This window comes from Streptomyces sp. NPDC051219 (genome assembly GCF_040682335.1).
GTDB lineage: Bacteria > Actinomycetota > Actinomycetes > Streptomycetales > Streptomycetaceae > Streptomyces.
Genome location: NZ_JBFBAS010000063.1, coordinates 1 through 18302 on the forward strand (window position 1 = coordinate 1; position 18302 = coordinate 18302).

The following is an 18302-nucleotide window of genomic DNA, read 5'->3' on the forward strand; positions in this document are numbered from 1 at the left end:
CTTCCCTGCGGCGTGATCCTGACCAGGTACGAGACGAGGCGCTGAGCGCCCGTCACGCGACTCGACCGCCTGCCGGGTCCACGCGAACGTGAACGTCACCACTGGGGTGGACAGCCGGCAGTGCGGCTTCACATCCACCACTACCGGACCCTGCTCAGTGGTCAAGATGTAGTCCGGGATGCGTTTGCGGGCCTGCCCCTCCACCACGGACACTGTCCATCGCGTACACCCACCCCACGGGCAACGACCCGTACAGCCAAGGGTGTCAGCCAGGCACTGACGGGCGGAGCGGGCCGGAACCCCGCCATCCGAAAGGGTGAGAACCCCGACCAGCGAGTCTCACGAAGACGGCATAAGTGCCGCCGATGTGCCATCGGAGATCAGACTGTGCCGCGAAATCTGAGACCCTACAACCTGGCCAGGGCGAGTATCAGTTCTGGGATGTTTCGCCACGCGGGAAGGAGACCTCCACGCGGCGGTTCTTCTTCCGGCCTTCTTCGCTGTTGTTGTCGGCGATGGGGTACTGCTCGCCGTAGCCGCGCACCTCGTAGGTGACGCCGGCGTCGTTGAGCGCCTGGGTCAGCACGCCGTGAACGGCGTCGGCGCGCTGCTTCGAGAGAACGTCACCGTGGGCGGAGGAGCCCAGGTTGTCGGTGAACCCGAAGACGCGGACCCTGTTCGCGTCCTGCTTCTTGATCTCGTCGGCGATGGCTTGGATGCGGGCGGTTGCGGCACTGCTGAGCTTGGCGCTGTCCTTGGGGAACAGGACTTCCGCTTGGAGCGCGAGCTTGATGTCGGCGTTGGTGTCCTCGCGCCGCTCCTCGCCGCCCAGGTCTTCGACGACTTGCTTGATGTCGAGGACCTTGGGCTCCGCGAGGGTTGCTCCGGCCGCCATCTTCAGGCCGGGGGCATTGCTGTCGACCTCAACCGGCGGCTCGGCCGACGCCTCGGTACCGGGCGGCACGCTCGGCTTGTCGTCAGCTTGGGCACTTGTCGCCGCGAACAGGTGGACGCCGGAGATCAGGACCGCCGAGGCCACAGCAGCGGTGGCATAGCGCGCTGGACCAGTGCACAAAGGAGTGTGTGTCATGGGGACGATCACCCGGAGATCTTCAGCTTGGCGGTGGGGAAGGTCGGGAGGAAGAAGTCGACCTCCTCTGTCCCCTCAGGCGGCGCAGGGAACTGCATGAAGACGGGAATGGTCTCGCCGGGCTTGATCGGGTTGATGCCCGAGCTGCACAGGCACCGCCCATCGGTGTCACGCAGGACGTAGTAGCGTTTCTTGCCCACCTGGTCAGTCAGCGTGGCGCCCCCAACCGAGTTTCCACTGCCCCTCAGGATCTCGGTCTCATTGCCCTTCCAGGGCTGTCGTTCCGTGAAGAGGGAGCTTCCCTCGTTCCTGATCTGACCGCTAACTGTTACGAATCCACCGGAATTACGCTCGACGGAATTGATGGTGAACAAGATTCCCTTTGGGCCCATCAGCTCAGCGAGCTTCACGCTGGGATCCGGCTGTTCGTCCGCTGGAGTACCTTCTGGCGACTTCCCCTTGTCCGCGGTGGAATGTGGTGAAGATGCCGTGTCCGGCTCCTTCTTGTCGTCACTGCCGCAACCGGCCACAGCGAGGGCCATAGCAGCTACTGTCACGACCGCTGCCGCTCCCCTTCGGGCCTTCGTAGTGTGCCGAATGCTCATGAGTGCCGTTTCCTTTGCTTGTCATTCGCTGTCAGTCGACCAGGTGCACCGAGAAGAGGAGCTTCCCCAAGTCGAGCCAAGGGGTGGGATGCAGCGGGTCAAACTCCACCATCTCGCCACCGTCACAAGTGAACTCGACTGGCACGGGCTCCTCTCCGTCCTCGTCTGCACCTGGTGGCCGTTCGTTGCCCGGGGCGGCAGGCGTCACCAGACCGCACCGAGGCTCAATGACGGCTGTGGCCAAGGCGGTGGCGCGCCTCACCTCCGTGCCTGGGATCACCGAGTTACCCACCGTGTAGTTGCTCTCGATCTCGATGGTGAACTCGTTTGTCAGCGTGGGAGGCGGACAGTCGGTGATCGTCGAGTCATTGGCAGCCGCGAGATCAGCAGCTCGTCCACAGCTACCGGCCAGGTCGAACCCGCCGCCGTGGAGAAGATCCTGCCAGCCCTCAGGGTCGAGGAGTTCGAGGTCGAAGCCCGGGAGCAAGTTGTTGCGGGCTTCTTGGGCCGCAGCGAGTGCTGCCGCATCGGCCGCGCCCTGTGCACCATTGCGGGTCGCCGACGCTTGCCCGACAGCAAAGAAGGCGAGCGCGAGAAAGAGCAGACCCGCCACCATCATGATGTAGATGGGGAAGGCCTGCCCTTGGTCGCCGCGGAAGCGCGGTGGCACTATCCAGCCGTGATCGTGTCGACGAGTCCCTCGATGCGCGCCTGAATCGCACCCCCGATACCCGAAGCCACGATGCCGCCGATGATCGCCACGACCACCAGGATGATGCCCAGGTACTCGAACGCCGTCTGGCCGCGGTCCTTCGTCTCGTACCGCGTCTGGATCTTCGTGATCGCCGTGTTGGCCCAGCCGTTCACGCGGATCTTGGTGTCGACGGTCGCCTTCAGCATCGGGTTGTTCGACATGGGAATCTCCTCCGGGTCCGGCCGGCCGGGCTGCGGCCGACGCACAAGTCTCGTCAGGGCCTCCGGTGGTACCGGCTTCCTCCTGGCCGGTGCCCCCTTCGGCACGAGAAACGTACGTCGGAACGCCCGGATCGCCGGAGGGTCCCAGGGCCCAATCCGAGGCCCAAAGCCATGCTTGGGCCCTTCCCCGCTCACCCATGGCCGCCGAACCCCCTTCCGTGCCCTGTCCCGGCGCCGCCCGTGCTGTGGACCGTGCCCAGCCACATCGCGATCGCTTCACTGCGGCTGGTGCTGTGCAGCTTGGCGAAGATGCGGTTGATGTGGTTCTTCACAGTCTTCTCGCTGATGAAGCAGGTGGCGGCGATCTGCTGATTGTTCATCCCCGAAGCGATCAGGTCCATCACCTCCGCCTCCCTCGAACTGAGCCCGAAATCCGTGTTGTTGCGGTGCTGTTCGGACGACTGTCCCATACCGGGTTGCGTCTGCGAAGTGTTTTGGCTCGGATTGAATAAAGTCGATTCATGCGGCGCCGCCTGCTGGGGCGGCCCTTGATGCCGGCCTGGCAAGGGCTGCGGTGGAACACCATGTGCAGTCGCACCTTGTTGGCCCAGCCCGTCCGGGAGTTGCTGGTGCTGGGTTCCGCCGTCGCGTACCTGGGCGAGCAACGCGCTCGCGGCCGTGGCCGTGAAATGCGCGCGGCCCTCCCTGACGTCCCTCACCGCGCCGACGAGTTGGTCGGCGGTGAACTCGCCGTGGACCAGGTATCCGCCCGCACCGAGTCGCAGCGCCTCCCGCACGATCTCGCTCTCGCGGCTGTACGTCAGCATCATCACCGGCGCCACCTGCACCAGGTACGGCAGCGCGGATATGCCGTCGACGCCGGGCATACGGACATCGAGCAGTACCACGTCCGGGCGGAGTTGCTCCGTAATCCGGAGGGCCTCGCGGCCGTCGGCGGCTTCGGCGACGACCTGGATGTCGTCGCGCCCGCCGAGCAGGACGGTCAGGCCCGCCCGGACGACCGGGTTGTCGTCGGCGACGACCACCCGAAGCGGCGCCTGGCTGAAGGGGTCGGGGAAGGGCGTGGACGCGGGGGCTGGTGTCGGAGTGGGGTCGGAGTGGAGAGGCGCGGTGTGCGAGGACGTGTGCTGGGACACGTGGGACGACACCGAGTGCTGCCCTGGGGCGGGGGACGTTTCGTCCGGCATGGTGCGGCCTCCTCTCGGAAGGTCGGAGAGTCCTGGGTCTGTGTCTGGGGCCGGGTCGGGTCTGGGGCTAGGGCGAGGCTGGTCGAGGTACCGGTCGATGCTCTGGGTCGGGGCACCTGGCCGACGTCCCCCGACCTCACCTTCCGGGTCACGGCCAGTTCATGAGCGGGACGGATGGAGGGGGTGGCGTGATGGGGGTGGTGCCCGTCGGGTCCAGGCCCAGGGCAGCCAGCGGGAGGTCGAGCCTGACTTCGGTGCCGGACGCCGCACGGCCCCGGCCGATGCGGATGCGGGCCCCTATGCCGGCGGCCCGCTCGACCATGCCGACGAGGCCGAAGTGGCCCGACCGGCGGAGCTCGTCGAGGGTGGTGCCGGGCGGCAGGCCCCGGCCGTTGTCGCGGATGCTGATCCGGAGCATGCCGTCGTGGATTCCGGCCTCGGCGGTGACATGGGTCGCGTGGGCGTGACGGTGGGAGTTCTCCAGGGCTTCCGAGGCCACGGTCAGGAGCTGGCGGGCCACCGCGTGGGGGATGGCGGGAACGGGCGCCGGGCCGAGCGGGCGGAACTCCGCGGCGATGCCCGTCTGCCGGGTGAAGGCACTGACGCGCGCGCCCAGTTCTTCGGCGACGTGTATGCCCGTGGTGTCCAGGTCGCCCTCGCGCCGCAGGTCCGCGAGGAGCTCACGCGATTCGGAGGCCGCCCGCCGGGCGGACCGCGCGACGAGTTCGGCCTGGTGCTTCACCGTGCGCGGGTCCATCCGGTCGGCCGAGGAGGCGAGCCCGTCGGCGGCGAGGGCCAGGCCGTGCAGGGTCTTGGCGACCGAGTCGTGCATCTCGCGGGCCAGCCGTGCGCGCTCGTCGCCGACCGCCTCGGACACCGCCAGACGGGCACGTGTCTCGGTCAGGGCCTGGCTCGCCGTACCGAAGCGGAACATCAGGTTGCGCAGGGTCACGCCGACCGCCCCGGCGATGATGCAGAAGCCGGGGAGCATCAGCGCGCTGGAGGCCGAGGCTTCGAGTTTCTCGTCGACGGCGTAGACCCCGGCGAGGATCAGCGCCTGGAGGGCGGCGAAGTACGCCGCACCCCGCCAGCCGTAGACCAGTCCGGCGAGCAGGGGCGTGCACACCGTGACGTAGCCGAGGGTGGATTCCGGTGTGGCGGTGAGGAGCAGCAGGCTGCTGAAGACCATGTCGACGGCGAGCAGCCAGGGGTGCCGGAGAAGCAGTGGTCCGAAGCGTTCCCAGTCCCGGAAAAGGACGTACGAGCCCATGAACGTGATCACCACCGCGCCGCCCACCAGCCACGTGGCGAGGCCCCGCTCGGTCCCTTCCAGGGCGAAGGGCGTGCCGATCCCGATCATCGCCAGCCGGAAGCCGAAGACCTGACGGCACATGGCTTGCAGCGCGTTCACCTGGAGTGGCAGGGCGGGGAGTGCCTCCCGTGGCCTGCCACCGGCTCGGCCGGCCGTCAGCTCGCCGCGCATGCGGCCGAGTTGCATCGTCATGAGCCCGGTACCTGCTCTTTCACGGTCAGCCTCCCGTGATGGCGCCGAAGTCGACGTCCGCGCCGTAGACGAAACCGCAGACGAGCAGGATCAGCGTGCCCGGCAGCATGAAGGTGGTGACGGCGAAGGTCGCCTTCGGGACGGCCTTGGACGCCTTGCGGCGGGCGTTCTGTGCGTCCGTTCGTCGCATGTCGTCGGCGATCTGGATGAGCGTGTCGACGATGGGCGCACCCAGCTCCTCGCCCTGCTGGAGGGCGGTGACGAACTGAGCGACCTGCTCGGAGTCGTTGCGCTTGCGCAGTTGCTCGAAGGCCTGCCGTCGGCCTACTCCCATGTCCATCTGGCGCAGGGTGATGCGGAGTTCGTCGGACCATGGCCCCTGGTACTTCTCCGATACGCGTTCCAGCGCCTGCCGGAAGCCCAGCCCGGCGCTCACGACGACCGCGAGGACGTCGAGGAAGTCGGGCAGGGTGCGCTCGATGTGGTCCTTGCGCACGCGGATCGCCGACCAGATGCCGACCTCGATCCAGAACAGACCGAAGGCGATCATGAGGAGGGAAAGGATGACCTGCCCCCGGATGATCATCGAGAAGGCGCCGAGGAGGCCCAGGAGGCCGTAGACGGCGCGGCGCGCGGCATAGCGGTCGATGGTCAGGCCCGCCGGGTTTCCGGCCATGTCGATCTGCTTGCGCTTCTTGTTGACCTGCTTGGGTCCCATCATCCGCAGGACAGTGGGGGCCCACCGCATGCCGAGCCGGTCGATGCCGGATCCGACCGCGGTCGTACGGGTGGCGCCGACCTCCAGCGCGAGCGCCAGGTCGCCGGGCAGCTTGGCGTCGGCACGGTACATCCGGATGCCGTGGATCGCGCCCATGACGCTCAGCCCGATCACGCATGCGAGCAGCAGTCCCAGTCCCATGTCCACCCCTCCCTCAGACGTCGATCTTCGACAGGCGGCGGATGACCGCGAAGCCGACGGCGTACAGGGCGATCGAGATGAGCACGGCGGCCTGGCCGATCAGGGCGCCGGTCATACGGTCGAGCGCGCCCGGCATGATCGCGTCGAGGAGGAGCAGCGAGCCGAGTCCGAAGACCGGAATCGCGTACGCCGTCACCGTCACCTGCGACAGCTGCGTCCTGACCTCGCGCCGCGTCTCCTTGCGCTCCTCCAGCGTCACGGTGAGGTTGCGCAACGAGCCGACGATCGCGCCGCCGGCCCGGTTGGAGAGGACGAGGGTGGTGACCAGGACGACGAGTTCGCGAGACGGCAGGCGTTCGGCCAGTTCGCCCAGGGCGTCGTCGATGGAATGGCCCACCGCCAGGCGGTCGGCGACCCGGGACAGTTCCTCGCCGGCCGGCGCCTCCAGCTCCTCCGCCGCCATGCTGATTGCCGTACGCAGCGCGAGACCGGCCTGCGTGGCGTTCGCGAGGATCCGGGAGAGCTCGGGGAGCTGGTTGATGAACTTCTCGATGCGCTTGTTGCGCTGCCAGTTGAGGAAGGCGTTGGCGGCCCACAGGCCGATCAGTCCGGCCACCGGGCCGAAGAACGAGGCGAGCATGGACGCCGCGATCAGCCACAGGCCCGCCACGCCCGCCACCATGTAGACGAAGAATTCGCCCGGAGTGAGGTCCAGGCCCGTCGCTGCGAGCTTCAGCTCGATCCTCTTGCCGAGGGCGGTCCTCCGCAGCCGCCGGTCCACCCCACGGAACCGGCGCTCGCGGCCGGCGGCGGGCAGCTGGCCGGTCATCGAGAGGCGGTCGACGAGGGCCGCGCGCTGTGCCTTGCCCGAGGAGTAGGCATGCACGCCCATGACCACGAGGAGGCAGCCCAGCAGGGTGACCCCGATCGTGAGTAGCGCGATGTTGTTCATGGCTGGTGGTCGGCTTCCTGGTCGGATGGCGGGCAGTTGGCTGGTGTGCGGGCGGCCGGCTGCGGACGGCCGCCCGCTGGGCGGTGTCGGCCCGCTGGGCGGCTACGTGGCTTCCCTGGTGGCGAGTTGCTTCTCGGAGACGGCGACCCCGTACGCCTGCGGGATCGGCTGGTTGTTCATGTAGAGGCGTTCGGCGATACGGCGCGGGAGCGGGTAGTACTCGAAGTGCCCGTAGACCCTGCCGTCCGCGGCCATCGGCTGGGCCACGAAGCGGCAGACGGAGGTGATGCGGAAGGGGTCGCGGCCGTGTGAGTCGATGATGGCGATCTCGGTGATCCGGCGGGAGCCGTCGCCGTGGCGGGTCAGCTGCACGACGACGTCGACCGCGCTGTTGATCTGGTCCTGGAGTGCTTCGAAGGGCACCTCCACCTCGGACATCGAAGCCAGGGTCTGCAGGCGCATCAGCGCGTCCTCCGCGCTGTTGGCGTGGACGGTGGCCAGCGAGCCGTCGTGACCGGTGGACATCGCCTGGAGCATGTCGAGTGTTTCGCCGCCGCGGACCTCGCCCACGATGATGCGGTCGGGCCGCATACGCAGGGAGTTGCGGACCAGGTCGCGGATGGTGATCTGGCCTTTGCCCTCGACGTTCGGCGGCCGGGTCTCCAGGCGGATGACGTGCGCCTGCTGGAGCTGGAGTTCGGCGGAGTCCTCGATGGTGATGATGCGCTCGCCCTCCGGGATGAGGCCGGAGAGCGCGTTGAGGAGGGTCGTCTTGCCGGTGCCGGTGGCGCCCGAGACGATGAGGTTCATCTTGGCCTGGACGAGACCCGCGAGCAGAAGCAGCATCTGGTCGTCGAGCGAGCCGAGGTTGATCATTTCCCGCAGGGTGAAGGCCCGGGGAAAGCGCCGGATGGTCAGGGTGGGACCGGTCAGGGACAGCGGGGGGATGATCACGTTGACGCGCTCGCCGGACGGGAGACGGGCGTCGACCATCGGGTTCGCCTCGTCCACACGGCGGTTGACGGTGGAGACGATGCGTTCGATGGTCTGCATCAGCTGCTCGTTGGAAGCGAAGCGCAGGGGGAGCTGCTCGACCCGGCCGCCCCGCTCGACGAAGATCTGGTCGGGTCCGTTGACCATGATTTCGGAGATGGACGCGTCTTCGAGGAGGGGTTCCAGGACGCCGAGGCCGAGCGCCTCGTCCACGACGCGACGGATGAGCTGTGAGCGTTCGACCGTGGAGAGCACCGGGCCCTCGCGGCTGATGATGTGGCCCAGTACGCGCTCCAGGCGCGCCCGCCGCTCGGCCGTCGCGAGCGAGGACATCTCCGCGAGGTCGATCTCCTCGAGGAGCTTGGCGCGGTAGGAGGCGACCAGGTGGCCGTCCTCCCTCCCCCCGCCGTGCTCGTCGGGGGCGGTGACGCGTGCCCGCAGACTCATGGGTGCACTCCTCGGATTGCCTGGGTAACCGCCGTACTCCGTGCGCTGTTCAGTCGCGTGGCATCGTGGACGATCGCGTGGCCGCTCCGAAGTCGAACACCGGGATGAGTGACGGGATCTGGACCGTGGCCGTGTAAGTGGCCTCGTCGCCGGAGGCTCCGCCCTCCAGCTCGGTCCCGTCCGCCAGCCAGCCGCTGATCGCCGCCTTGCCTGCCGCCTCCGGGTCGGCCACCGGATCGTCCTGGCCGGCCACACGGGCCGCGGTTCTGGCCGCCGTGCTCGCCTGCGACATGGCGTAGCCCGCGATACCGACCTGGATGGCGATCAGCGCGACGATCAGCAGCAGTGGGATGAATCCCACGTACTCGACGGCGACTTGACCGCGCTCGCGCCACGCTCTCCTACGGCTGCTCATGGGGTCTCCTTCGCGGCGCCCGCCTCGCCCCGCACGGCCATCGGGAAGTTGAGGACGCCTGGTACGAGTACGGGGACCTGGAGCGTGGCCCTCGCCCTGACGATGCCGGCGGTCTCCTCGCAACCGCCTTCGATGTCCCAGGCGTCCGGCAGGTCCTTCGCCATGGCCGCCCCGCAGTCGTCCCCCACCGCACCGGCCCGCGCCCCCATGTCCGCCGCGTTGCCGGCGAGGCTGAAGGTGTAGCCGATCAGTGCGCACTGCCACAGGACCACCAGGGTCAGGATGATCAGCGGGGTCACGCCCACGAACTCGATCGCCGTCTGACCCCGGTCGCCCCACCTTCGTGTCCTGCGGACCTTCCAGACCTTCCAGACCGTCATAGGTCACTCACTGCTCCTTCTCGGTCCGGCGCCGCCGGATTCCGATCGAGCCTCGGTCGCCCCGGAACTTGCCTGGCTTCTCCGGCCCTTCCGGCACCTTCACCAGCCCGAGCTCCCCGGCCAGCCCCCACAGCGCCTGCTTCACCACGCTCCGGCTGTCCAGGTCCTGCACCCGCCCGGCGTCGACCACCGCCTGGAGCTCCTTGAAGTTCGCCGGAACGGCGGTACGCGCCACCCGGGTCTTGGTGATCTTCTCGATCAGGGAGGGCTGGATCTCGGTGTTCCTCGTGTGGCGGTTGACCACGGTCACGGTCTCCTCCGCCTTGCGCACCTGGAGCCGCTCCCACATCCGCACCATCCGCTTGGCGGCGCGCACCGCCACCACGTCCGGTGTGGTGATCAGGACCGCCACGTCCGCCATTTCGATCGCCGCGGCGTTCGCGCCGTTCATCTGGGTGCCGCAGTCGACGACCACCACCTCGTAGCGGTTGCGCACCGCGCTGACGATCTGGCGGGCGGCCCGGTCGTTGACCTCCTCGCCCCGTTCGCCCTCGCCGGGCGCGAGCAGCAGAGCGAGCCCTGTCCTGTGGTCGTACACCGCGTCCTGGAGTACCCGTGGCGAAATGTCCTGGATGCCGGCGAGGTCGGCGATCGACCGGCGGAATTGCACGTCCAGGTACGAGGCGACGTCACCGGCCTGGAGGTCCATGTCCACCAGCGCCACGCGTCGGCCCGACGCCTGTGCCGCCAGGGCCAGGTGTACGGAGGCGAAGGTCGTACCGACGCCGCCCTTGGCACCGGTGACGGTGACCACGGTGCCGCCGGGGCCGGTGAAGACGTCGCCGCCCTTGCCGAGGTGCCGGCGTACGCCTACGGACCACTGCGCGGCGGCCTGCACGCGTGCGGCCAGTTCCTCGTACGAGAGCGGCAGGCCGATCAGGCCGCGGGCGCCGGAGTCCATGGCGGCCGAGAAGAGGGCGGGGCCGGCGTCCGTGGTGACGAGTACGACACCGACGGCCGGGAAGCGGAGGGCCACCTCCCGGATCAGCTCCAGGGCTGGTACGGGACCTATCCGCTCGTGTACGAGGACCACCTCGGGCAGTTCGTCGATCGACTCCCCGGCCAGCCTGGCGAGGGTGTCGAGCAAGGAGGTGGAGTCCACGACGGGTGCGGCCGGCTCGGCGTTCGGGAGCTGGCTGAGGAGAGTGGTGATGGACCGGGCGGCGTCGGCATCACCGACGGCCGGGAGGATGCGAGTGGTCATCCGAGCCTCACTTGTCCCCGTCAAGGGTGTAGGTGCGATCGCCCGGGAGGAGCGAGGTGTCGGTGCCCGGGGCGAGCAGGGCGAGGCGCACGTGCTCGGCGAAGGACTCCGCGTACGCGACACGCTGGACGTCCTTGGTGGGGAGGGCGAAGGTGATCGGCACCGCTTCCGCGGCCTGCTGCCGGCGGCGGTCGTTGCTGCCCGGCTCCAGGGGCGTGAGCCGGCCGACGTCGACGACCCGGGCGTTGGCCACGATGATCACGGAGCGGGACGGCAGGCCGTCCTTCTCGCCAGGGAAGGTGGCGAGGATGTTGACCTTGTTGCCCGGTCTGATCTTGCCGGCGACTCCGGTCGCCGCGTCGATCATGATGGCGATCTCCTGCTCACCCGGCTTGAGTTCGGGCTCCTTGACGATCATGTCCGACTGGAGCAGAGAGCCTTTCTTCAGCGGAGTGACGGCGATCTTTCCGTTGACCACGGAAAGGTCCGTCACGGCATTCGCGGAAAGCCACCGTTTGGGCATCCGGATTTTCTCGAACTGCCCTTCCTCCAGCCTGTTGTACGCCGCGATGTCACTCTTCAGCCGGTACGCGGACACCTCGGGTCCGACCTTCGAATTCACATCGCTGATCACTGAAAGAACGCCGGCGAACGCACCGAAGGCGCAGAGGACCGACAGGAGCAGCAGGATGACGCCGCGGCGCTGGCGTGAGTTCATGGGCCGGAGAACCTCGATCAGGGACGTTTAACCATCAGGGACGTTTGGCGATCAGGGGACGTTTGGCGAACGGACGTCGAGCGGGGTGGCGCATATTCATGGACGGTGGTGTGCGGCGTGCTGGTTCTCGCCCGTCGGCGGCAAGGCGTTCACAGCGTTCACCCCGGCCGGCGGCGGTGGTGCCGGCGGGGTGAGTGGTGAGGAGCAGAATCCGCAGCGGTCTCCTATGAGTTCGAGACCGCACCATCGGCACTTCTCTCGTCTGACGGAGGACACCAGCTGATAGAGGACGGAGATGTCGGGGATCGCCGCCGCGAACTCGATCAGACGGGGCGTCGCCCACCAGCCCGCCGAGTCCGCGGGGACCAGGGTCTCCTGTACGCCCTGGACCTGCCAGGCTGGGGCGAGCGTCTCCGTGACCCAGTCGGACTGGAGTTGTCCCTGCGCGAACAGCAGATGCGTACCGAACTCGGGGCCCGCGAGGACACCGGCCGCCGGCCCGCCCAGCTTGATCAGCTGGGGGGTCGGATTGGCCAGTACGGCGAACTGCGACCCGGGCACCCAGGACTTGGCGTGGGACTTGAGACCGACCGGTACGCGGTCGAGTCTGGCGACCGAGCCGAGCAGCGCGCCGGAGTAGATGTAGTGCGAGAGCAGGCGTGCCGCGGATGCGATCACTCCGGGGCTGAAGTCGCAAATCGAGAGCTGCCGTAACTGCCGTACCAGCAGGGCGATTCCAAGGGGTGGGAGATCTAGTTCCAGCAGCGCGATCCGGTCGCTCTCCAGAATGCTGCGGACGGTGTGCAGCCGCTGCGGAACAGCCGCCGGAAGTGAGGCCGGGTAGACGGCGACCACATAGCCGTGCTGTTCGAGCAGGGAGTTCATTTCGGCGAGCGAGCCTTCGAGAGGCAGCTTGTCCGGGGATTTGAGTACGGCGGCCAGGGGGGTGTGCGGGTCCTGGGGAGGCAGCACCAGATCGGCACTGGTGACGGCTATCGCGATCGGCACGTCTCGTTCCCCCCGGAAGTAGTCGCGGCAGTGGTCGCAGCGCTGAGCATCAGGCGAACACCGACGCCGATGGCCGGGTCGCGCCGCCGTCGCCCCAACGGTGTGCTCCTGCACCTGCACTTTATCCGTGTCTTACGCAGGGAGAACCCCCAACTTTGCGGTATTCACGCGATCTTGGCCGGGCGCCGACGGCCATACGCACGCAGGGTCGGCATAACGCCCGGTGTGACCATGATCCACAGAGGGTGAGGGGCGCGACGACGCCACGGGCCCGGGCCGCGACCCGCATCCCCGCCCCCGGCCGTGGACATCCGGGGTCGCCGGTCGGCAGCCGTCGTGCACGAATCGGCGCTAGAGGTCTTGACAACCCTATTGGTCTGGACCAGTTTGGTCGCCCAGCAGCGGTGGCCACCGTCGTCTCTCCCATGCACTTCCCCCTCCCCATCCCCCACGGAGGCAGTAGTGGACCGCACCACAGGCACGAGATGGTTCGGCGGAGTTCTTGCATTCGCCGCAGCCTCCGCTCTCACCGTCACCGGCATCGCCGGGACCGCCCAGGCCGCCGACGTGAACGTCGCCAAGAACGGCGGCTACGAGTCGGGGCTCGCCAACTGGACCTGTTCGTCCGGCAGCGGCGCCACGGTCTCCTCCCCCGTGCACGGCGGCGCCGCGGCCCTGAAGGGAACCCCGGCCGGGCAGGACAACGCCAAGTGCTCGCAGACGGTCGCCGTCAAGGCCAACTCGACGTACCGGCTGAGCTCCTGGGTCCAGGGCTCTTACGTCTACCTCGGCGCGAGCGGCACCGGGACCACCGACGTCTCCACGTGGACACCGGGCGGTTCGGCCTGGCAGCAGCTGACCACCACCTTCACGACCGGGGCGAACACCACCTCCGTGACGGTCTACACGCACGGCTGGTACGGGCAGGCCGCGTACTTCGCCGACGACCTCACCGTCGTCGGTCCCGACGGCGGCGGGGGCACCGACCCCGAGCCCGGCATTCCGGCCGCGCCCGCCGGACTCGCGGTGGGGACGACGACCTCCTCGTCCGTGGCCCTGTCGTGGAACGGGGTGAGTGGAGCCACCGGCTACAACGTCTACCGCAACGGCACCAAGGTCTCGGCGGCGACCGGGACTTCGGCCACGGTCGGCGGACTGTCCGCGTCCACCTCGTACCAGTTCCAGGTGACCGCGACCAACGGCGCGGGCGAGTCCGCCAAGTCGGCGGCGGTGACCGGCACGACCACGGGCGGCGGGGACCCGGGTCCCGGGCCCGGTGTGCCCAAGCACGCGGTGACCGGCTACTGGCAGAACTTCAACAACGGCGCGACAGTCCAGAAGCTGAGCGATGTCCAGGCGCAGTACGACATCATCGCCGTCTCCTTCGCGGATGCCACCACGACGCCCGGGGCCGTCACCTTCAACCTCGACTCCGCCGGGCTCGGCGGCTACACGGTCGCCCAGTTCAAGGCCGACGTGGCGGCCAAGAAGGCGGCGGGCAAGTCCGTCATCATTTCGATCGGCGGTGAGAAGGGGACCATCACGGTCAACGACTCCGCCTCCGCGGCGAACTTCGCCAACTCCGTCCACGCACTGATGCAGGAATACGGCTTCAACGGCGTCGACATCGACCTGGAGAACGGGCTCAACTCCACCTACATGACACAGGCGCTGCGTTCGCTCTCCCAGAAGGCGGGCCCGGGCCTCGTCATCACGATGGCGCCGCAGACCATCGACATGCAGTCGACGTCGAACGAGTACTTCAAGACGGCGCTCAACATCAAGGACATCCTGACCGTCGTCAACATGCAGTACTACAACAGCGGTTCGATGCTCGGCTGTGACGGCAAGGTGTACTCGCAGGGCTCGGTCGACTTCCTCACCGCGCTGGCCTGCATCCAGCTCGAGGGCGGTCTGGCACCCTCGCAGGTAGGCCTGGGCCTGCCCGCCTCACCGAGCGGCGCGGGAAGCGGCTATGTCTCGCCGTCGATCGTGAACAACGCCCTGGACTGCCTGGCCCGTGGCACGAACTGCGGTTCGTTCAAGCCGGCCAGGACCTACCCCGGGCTGCGCGGGGCGATGACCTGGTCCACCAACTGGGATGCGAAGGCCGGCAACGCCTGGTCCAACGCGGTGGGCCCGCACGTCCACAACCTCCCGTAGGCAGGCAGCCGTGACCCCTGGTGGCGCCCCGTCCTCCCGGCCGGGCGCTACCAGGGCAGTTCCCGTACCTGTTGGACGCACAGCACGATGAACAGCAGGCCGGCCGCCGTCAGCATGACGTTGCTCAGGATGCCGTTGCGCCACTCCTGCGGGGTCCGGGAGGAGTTGAGCAGCCAGGTCAGGGTGAGCGCCAGGAACGGCATGAAGAAGGCGCCCAGTACGCCGTAGACGACGACCAGGCCGAAGGGCTGGTCCAGCCAGAGCAGGGCCATCGGCGGGAACGTCAGCCAGAGCAGATACACCCGGAAGGGCAACGAGCGCTCCTTCGCCCCGGCCGCGACCTCCTCCACCGTGCCCTTGTCCACAGGGACTCCCCGGCGGTCCCGCCGGACCCGCTCCACGAAGTCCGCGAACAGCAGGCTCACGCCGTGCCAGACGCCGATGAGCGAGGTGAAGGACGTCGCGAAGAAGCCGACCAGGAAGAGCTTGGCGGTGGCCGTTCCGTAACGGTCCTCGAGGATCGCGCCGAGGTCGATCAGGCCCCGGTCTCCCTTGGTGAGGGCGATGCCGGAGGAGTGCAGCAGTTCGGCGCCGACGATCAGCATCGCGACGACGAAGATGCCGGTGGTGATGTAGGCGACCCGGTTGTCCAGCCGCATCACCTTCATCCAGCTCGAGTCGGTCCACCCCTTGGCGTTCACCCAGTACCCGTACGCCGCCATGGTGATGGTGCCGCCCACTCCGCCGATCAGACCGAGGGTGTAGAGCAGGGAGCCGTCCGGCAGGACGGGGGCCATGCCCGCCAGGGTGGCGCCGAGGTCCGGGCCGACTCGGATCGCGACGTACACGACTACCACGAACATCACGCCGATCAGTGCCGTCATGACCTTCTCGAAGACGGCGTACTGGTTGAACCAGACGAACACGAGTCCGACCAGGCCCGCGACGATCGCCCAGGTCTTGAGACCGGGTCCGTCGGGGAACAGCGCCACGATCGGCAGGGCACTGGACGACATCGCCGTCGCCCCGTACACAAAGCCCCAGATGACGACGTAGATGGCGAAGTAGACCGTGGTCCACCTGCCGATGCTGTGCCAGCCCTCGAAGAGGGTACGGCCGGTGGCGAGGTGCCAGCGGCCGGCGGCCTCCGCGAGGGAGATCTTGACGACGCATCCGATGACGGCGGCCCACATGAGGGTGTAGCCGAACTTGCTGCCCGCGATGAGCGTCGCGACGAGGTCGCCGGCTCCGACGCCCGTCGCCGCCACGACAATGCCGGGGCCGATGTATTTCCAGCTGGAGGCGCGTGGCGGGGAGATGATTTCTCCCGTGCCCGCCGCGCTTCCCGACACGCTGCCCTGCCCGACGCTCTCTCGGCCGCTCTCCGCGCCGTATTCCGCGCTGTTCTCGGTGGTGCCCGCCATATCCGGCTGCCGCCTTCCCAATCGCCCCCTCATGTGACTCACGTCACCCAAGCGCCGCGCGGCTCGGCGCGCAAGGGGGCGTGGCCGGGAAGTGGCGACGCCCGGGATCACCACACCAGGCCCTCTTGACCGGAGCATGCCATGCGCGCACGCTGTGCGCGGAGCCACCCCCACACTCCAGGAGAACCCATGCGACTTCGCATCAGAGGCAGAAAGGCCGCCACCCTAACGGCCTTACTGGCCCTCGCAGTTGCCGCACCACTCACAGCCACCGCCACCGCCTCTCCCCCGTCCCGGCCGTCCACCGCGACCGTCGACGAGGACGTCAGGCAGTACGAGATCCACGGGCCGTCCACCGTCGCCGCCCGTACGGCGGTCGCCGCCACCGGGGTGTCCATCGACGAGGTCGACGATCACACGGTCGTCGTCAGTGCCGATGCCGCACAGGCCAGGAAGCTGCGAGCACTCGGATACAAGCTCAAGGCCCTGCCCGGACCGCCGGAGCGCAGCGCCGGGCTCGCCGTCCGGCCGCTGGACTTCCCGCCGGCCGACTCGAGGTACCACAACTACGCCGAAGCGGCGGCGGAGATCGACCAGCGCGTCGCGCAGTACCCCGGCATCATGAGCAAGCGGGTGATCGGCAAGTCGTATCAGGGCCGGGACATCGTCGCGATCAAGATCAGCGACAACGTCGCGACGGACGAGAACGAGCCCGAGGTGCTTTTCACCCATCACCAGCACGCGCGCGAGCATCTGACCGTCGAGATGGCGCTTTACCTGCTGCGCGAGTTCGGTGAGGACTACGCGACCGACTCGCGGATCAGGAACGCCGTCAACGGCCGCGAGATCTGGATCGTGCCGGACCTCAACCCGGACGGCGGGGAGTACGACATCGCCTCCGGCTCGTACCGCAGCTGGCGCAAGAACCGGCAGCCCAACGCCGGCTCCTCCGCCATCGGTACGGACGAGAACCGCAACTGGAACTTCAAGTGGGGCTGCTGCGGCGGCTCCTCCGGAAGCAAGGGCTCGGAGACCTACCGGGGCGCCGCCCCCGAGTCCGCGCCCGAGGTGAAGGTCGTCGCCGACTTCGTCCGCAGCCGGGTCGTCGGCGGAAAGCAGCAGATCAAAGCCGCCATCGACTTCCACACGTACAGCGAACTGGTCCTCTGGCCGTTCGGATACACCACCGCCAACACCGCCCCCGGCCTGACGCAGGACGACCGGGACGCCTTCGCGACCGTCGGACAGAAGATGGCCGCGAGCAACGGCTACACACCCGAGCAGTCGAGCGACCTCTACATCACGGACGGGTCGATCGACGACTGGCTGTGGGGCAGCCAGAAGATCTTCGGCTACACCTTCGAGATGTATCCGGAGGGCTTCGGGGGCGGCGGCTTCTATCCGCCCGACGAGGTGATCGAGCGCGAGACCGGCCGCAACCGCGACGCGGTGCTGCAACTGGTCGAGAACGCGGACTGCATGTACAGGTCCATCGGCAAGGAAGCCCAGTACTGCACGGGCTGATCCCCGCACGTTCGATGCCTGTACGTACGGGAAGGGCGCCCCGGGATGCTGTTCATCCTGGGGCGCCCGTCGCATGTCCGTCGCGGGGGCCGTCGCGCCTGGGGTGCCGCTAGGGCCTGTCCGATGGGTCGTGTTTGAAGGGGATCACGTTTCCTGCCTGGCACGGAAAGCACTACGTGACCCTGGCTGAGCTACTGGTCCGCCTCGGCAGCTTCGGCCTGGGCCTGACGTGGCGCGTCGAATTTGACGAGATCGTCGATCCTCGTTGTGTCGAGATGGAGAGAAGGTCTGCCGACGCCGGCATGGACACGTTGAGACTGTTGTCGCTGACGACCCCCTTCCTCCAGTTGATCGACGCCGAAGCGCGTGGGTTCGCCGAGGACAGGCTGGTGGTCGTCCTGACCGAATTCGACAGCTCGTTGTGGGACGTCAGGGCTGTCGACGAGCGCGTGCTCAGCGAACTTCGCCGCCACTATCCGGGCGCAACGGACCTCTGAACGAGGCGTTTCACGCCGGGCGGAGCCATAGGCGGATCGAGGCCACGGTGACCGTCCCGTGGAAGACGTACGCCCTCTTGTCGTAGCGCGTGGCGATGGCTCGGAAGTTCTTGAGCCGGTTGATGGTTCGCTCAAGGAGCAAGCCGCAGTGCAGACATAGACGAGTCGGGGGCGGGGAATGGGCGCTGGTCACGGCCGTCCGTCGTTTGCAGGGCGCGCGGGCTGTGACGGGCGAGGGGGGTGGGCTGGGATGGCAGGAGGAGACACGGCTGTGCC

The 18302-nt window shown here is 68.1% G+C and carries 18 protein-coding genes and 2 pseudogenes; 3 read left to right on the plus strand and 17 right to left on the minus strand.

Annotated elements, in window-relative coordinates; genetic code table 11:
* The 15 genes and pseudogenes from AB0M62_RS33960 to AB0M62_RS34030 form a co-directional block, all read right to left on the minus strand.
* Positions 1 to 213 (minus strand): annotated as a pseudogene (locus tag AB0M62_RS33960) (hypothetical protein); the annotation flags it as partial.
* 217 nt (positions 214 to 430) lie between these two features.
* Positions 431 to 1090, minus strand: coding sequence for an OmpA family protein (locus AB0M62_RS33965; protein WP_366078188.1), 660 nt, complete (start codon positions 1088 to 1090; stop codon positions 431 to 433).
* An 8-nt stretch (positions 1091 to 1098) separates the two neighbouring features.
* On the minus strand, positions 1099 to 1632 hold the full coding sequence (locus AB0M62_RS33970; protein ID WP_366078189.1) for a hypothetical protein: 534 nt from the start codon (positions 1630 to 1632) through the stop codon (positions 1099 to 1101).
* Positions 1633 to 1726: 94 nt separating this feature from the next.
* Positions 1727 to 2365 (minus strand): pilus assembly protein TadG-related protein, encoded by a 639-nt coding sequence (locus AB0M62_RS33975; protein WP_366078190.1) that lies wholly within the window; start codon positions 2363 to 2365, stop codon positions 1727 to 1729.
* A complete protein-coding gene (locus AB0M62_RS33980; RefSeq protein WP_366078204.1) occupies positions 2365 to 2595 on the minus strand; it encodes a hypothetical protein in 231 nt (76 codons plus the stop codon). Before AB0M62_RS33980 ends, AB0M62_RS33975 begins: the two co-directional genes overlap by 1 nt.
* Before the next feature lie 206 nt (positions 2596 to 2801).
* A complete protein-coding gene (locus AB0M62_RS33985) occupies positions 2802 to 3818 on the minus strand; it encodes a response regulator (protein ID WP_366078192.1) in 1017 nt (338 codons plus the stop codon).
* A gap of 148 nt (positions 3819 to 3966) precedes the next feature.
* On the minus strand, positions 3967 to 5301 hold the full coding sequence (locus tag AB0M62_RS33990) for a histidine kinase (protein WP_366078205.1): 1335 nt from the start codon (positions 5299 to 5301) through the stop codon (positions 3967 to 3969).
* Positions 5302 to 5347: 46 nt separating this feature from the next.
* Positions 5348 to 6235 carry a DUF5936 domain-containing protein gene (locus tag AB0M62_RS33995; protein WP_366078206.1) on the minus strand — a complete coding sequence of 296 codons (888 nt, stop codon included), beginning with the start codon at positions 6233 to 6235 and terminating at the stop codon, positions 5348 to 5350.
* Positions 6236 to 6254: 19 nt separating this feature from the next.
* Positions 6255 to 7193 (minus strand): type II secretion system F family protein, encoded by a 939-nt coding sequence (locus tag AB0M62_RS34000; RefSeq protein WP_366078193.1) that lies wholly within the window; start codon positions 7191 to 7193, stop codon positions 6255 to 6257.
* A 102-nt stretch (positions 7194 to 7295) separates the two neighbouring features.
* Positions 7296 to 8633 carry a CpaF family protein gene (locus tag AB0M62_RS34005; protein ID WP_366078194.1) on the minus strand — a complete coding sequence of 446 codons (1338 nt, stop codon included), beginning with the start codon at positions 8631 to 8633 and terminating at the stop codon, positions 7296 to 7298.
* A gap of 49 nt (positions 8634 to 8682) precedes the next feature.
* Positions 8683 to 9048 (minus strand): TadE/TadG family type IV pilus assembly protein, encoded by a 366-nt coding sequence (locus AB0M62_RS34010; protein ID WP_366078195.1) that lies wholly within the window; start codon positions 9046 to 9048, stop codon positions 8683 to 8685.
* A complete protein-coding gene (locus AB0M62_RS34015) occupies positions 9045 to 9428 on the minus strand; it encodes a TadE family protein (RefSeq protein WP_366078196.1) in 384 nt (127 codons plus the stop codon). The genes AB0M62_RS34010 and AB0M62_RS34015 overlap by 4 nt, the downstream gene beginning before the upstream one ends.
* 7 nt (positions 9429 to 9435) lie before the next feature.
* Complete coding sequence (locus AB0M62_RS34020) at positions 9436 to 10692, minus strand: AAA family ATPase (protein WP_366078197.1); 1257 nt, start codon at positions 10690 to 10692, stop codon at positions 9436 to 9438.
* A 7-nt stretch (positions 10693 to 10699) separates the two neighbouring features.
* Positions 10700 to 11410 (minus strand): Flp pilus assembly protein CpaB, encoded by a 711-nt coding sequence (cpaB, locus tag AB0M62_RS34025; RefSeq protein ID WP_366078198.1) that lies wholly within the window; start codon positions 11408 to 11410, stop codon positions 10700 to 10702.
* Positions 11411 to 11506: 96 nt separating this feature from the next.
* The gene (locus AB0M62_RS34030) at positions 11507 to 12418 is read right to left on the minus strand and encodes a hypothetical protein (RefSeq protein WP_366078199.1); all 912 of its coding nucleotides are present in this window, start codon (positions 12416 to 12418) and stop codon (positions 11507 to 11509) included.
* A 462-nt stretch (positions 12419 to 12880) separates the two neighbouring features.
* On the opposite strand from AB0M62_RS34030, the gene AB0M62_RS34035 reads away from it, so the two are divergent.
* Positions 12881 to 14581: a glycosyl hydrolase family 18 protein gene (locus AB0M62_RS34035; RefSeq protein ID WP_366078200.1), complete on the plus strand. Its 1701-nt coding sequence runs from the start codon at positions 12881 to 12883 to the stop codon at positions 14579 to 14581.
* A 47-nt stretch (positions 14582 to 14628) separates the two neighbouring features.
* On the opposite strand, the gene AB0M62_RS34040 is transcribed toward AB0M62_RS34035, so the two are convergent.
* Positions 14629 to 16005, minus strand: coding sequence for an Nramp family divalent metal transporter (locus tag AB0M62_RS34040; RefSeq protein ID WP_366078201.1), 1377 nt, complete (start codon positions 16003 to 16005; stop codon positions 14629 to 14631).
* Between the two features lie 189 nt (positions 16006 to 16194).
* Here AB0M62_RS34040 and AB0M62_RS34045 point away from each other — a divergent pair, with 189 nt between their 5' ends.
* Together AB0M62_RS34045 and AB0M62_RS34050 are read left to right on the plus strand one after the other, a co-directional pair.
* Positions 16195 to 17529, plus strand: a complete 1335-nt coding sequence (locus AB0M62_RS34045) for a M14 family metallopeptidase (protein WP_366078202.1) — start codon at positions 16195 to 16197, stop codon at positions 17527 to 17529.
* 176 nt (positions 17530 to 17705) lie between these two features.
* On the plus strand, positions 17706 to 18026 hold the full coding sequence (locus AB0M62_RS34050; protein WP_366078203.1) for a hypothetical protein: 321 nt from the start codon (positions 17706 to 17708) through the stop codon (positions 18024 to 18026).
* Between the two features lie 10 nt (positions 18027 to 18036).
* Here the strand turns inward: AB0M62_RS34050 and AB0M62_RS34055 are convergent.
* Positions 18037 to 18162, minus strand: a pseudogene (locus tag AB0M62_RS34055) (IS5/IS1182 family transposase); the annotation flags it as partial.
* Between the last annotated feature and the right edge of the window lie 140 nt (positions 18163 to 18302).

Bases quoted from the DNA above. Each gene is read 5' to 3' on its own strand.
- AB0M62_RS33985 (WP_366078192.1), bottom strand. From the start codon at position 3,818: ATGCCGGACGAAACGTCCCCCGCCCCAGGGCAGCACTCGGTGTCGTCC.
- AB0M62_RS34020 (WP_366078197.1), bottom strand. From the start codon at position 10,692: ATGACCACTCGCATCCTCCCGGCCGTCGGTGATGCCGACGCCGCCCGG.
- AB0M62_RS34045 (WP_366078202.1), top strand. From the start codon at position 16,195: ATGCGACTTCGCATCAGAGGCAGAAAGGCCGCCACCCTAACGGCCTTA.
- AB0M62_RS34000 (WP_366078193.1), bottom strand. From the start codon at position 7,193: ATGAACAACATCGCGCTACTCACGATCGGGGTCACCCTGCTGGGCTGC.
- AB0M62_RS33980 (WP_366078204.1), bottom strand. From the start codon at position 2,595: ATGCTGAAGGCGACCGTCGACACCAAGATCCGCGTGAACGGCTGGGCC.
- AB0M62_RS34015 (WP_366078196.1), bottom strand. From the start codon at position 9,428: ATGACGGTCTGGAAGGTCTGGAAGGTCCGCAGGACACGAAGGTGGGGC.
- AB0M62_RS33990 (WP_366078205.1), bottom strand. From the start codon at position 5,301: ATGCGCGGCGAGCTGACGGCCGGCCGAGCCGGTGGCAGGCCACGGGAG.
- AB0M62_RS33970 (WP_366078189.1), bottom strand. From the start codon at position 1,632: ATGGCCCTCGCTGTGGCCGGTTGCGGCAGTGACGACAAGAAGGAGCCG.
- AB0M62_RS33965 (WP_366078188.1), bottom strand. From the start codon at position 1,090: ATGACACACACTCCTTTGTGCACTGGTCCAGCGCGCTATGCCACCGCT.
- AB0M62_RS34040 (WP_366078201.1), bottom strand. From the start codon at position 16,005: ATGGCGGGCACCACCGAGAACAGCGCGGAATACGGCGCGGAGAGCGGC.
- AB0M62_RS34010 (WP_366078195.1), bottom strand. From the start codon at position 9,048: ATGAGCAGCCGTAGGAGAGCGTGGCGCGAGCGCGGTCAAGTCGCCGTC.
- cpaB (WP_366078198.1), bottom strand. From the start codon at position 11,410: ATGAACTCACGCCAGCGCCGCGGCGTCATCCTGCTGCTCCTGTCGGTC.
- AB0M62_RS34005 (WP_366078194.1), bottom strand. From the start codon at position 8,633: ATGAGTCTGCGGGCACGCGTCACCGCCCCCGACGAGCACGGCGGGGGG.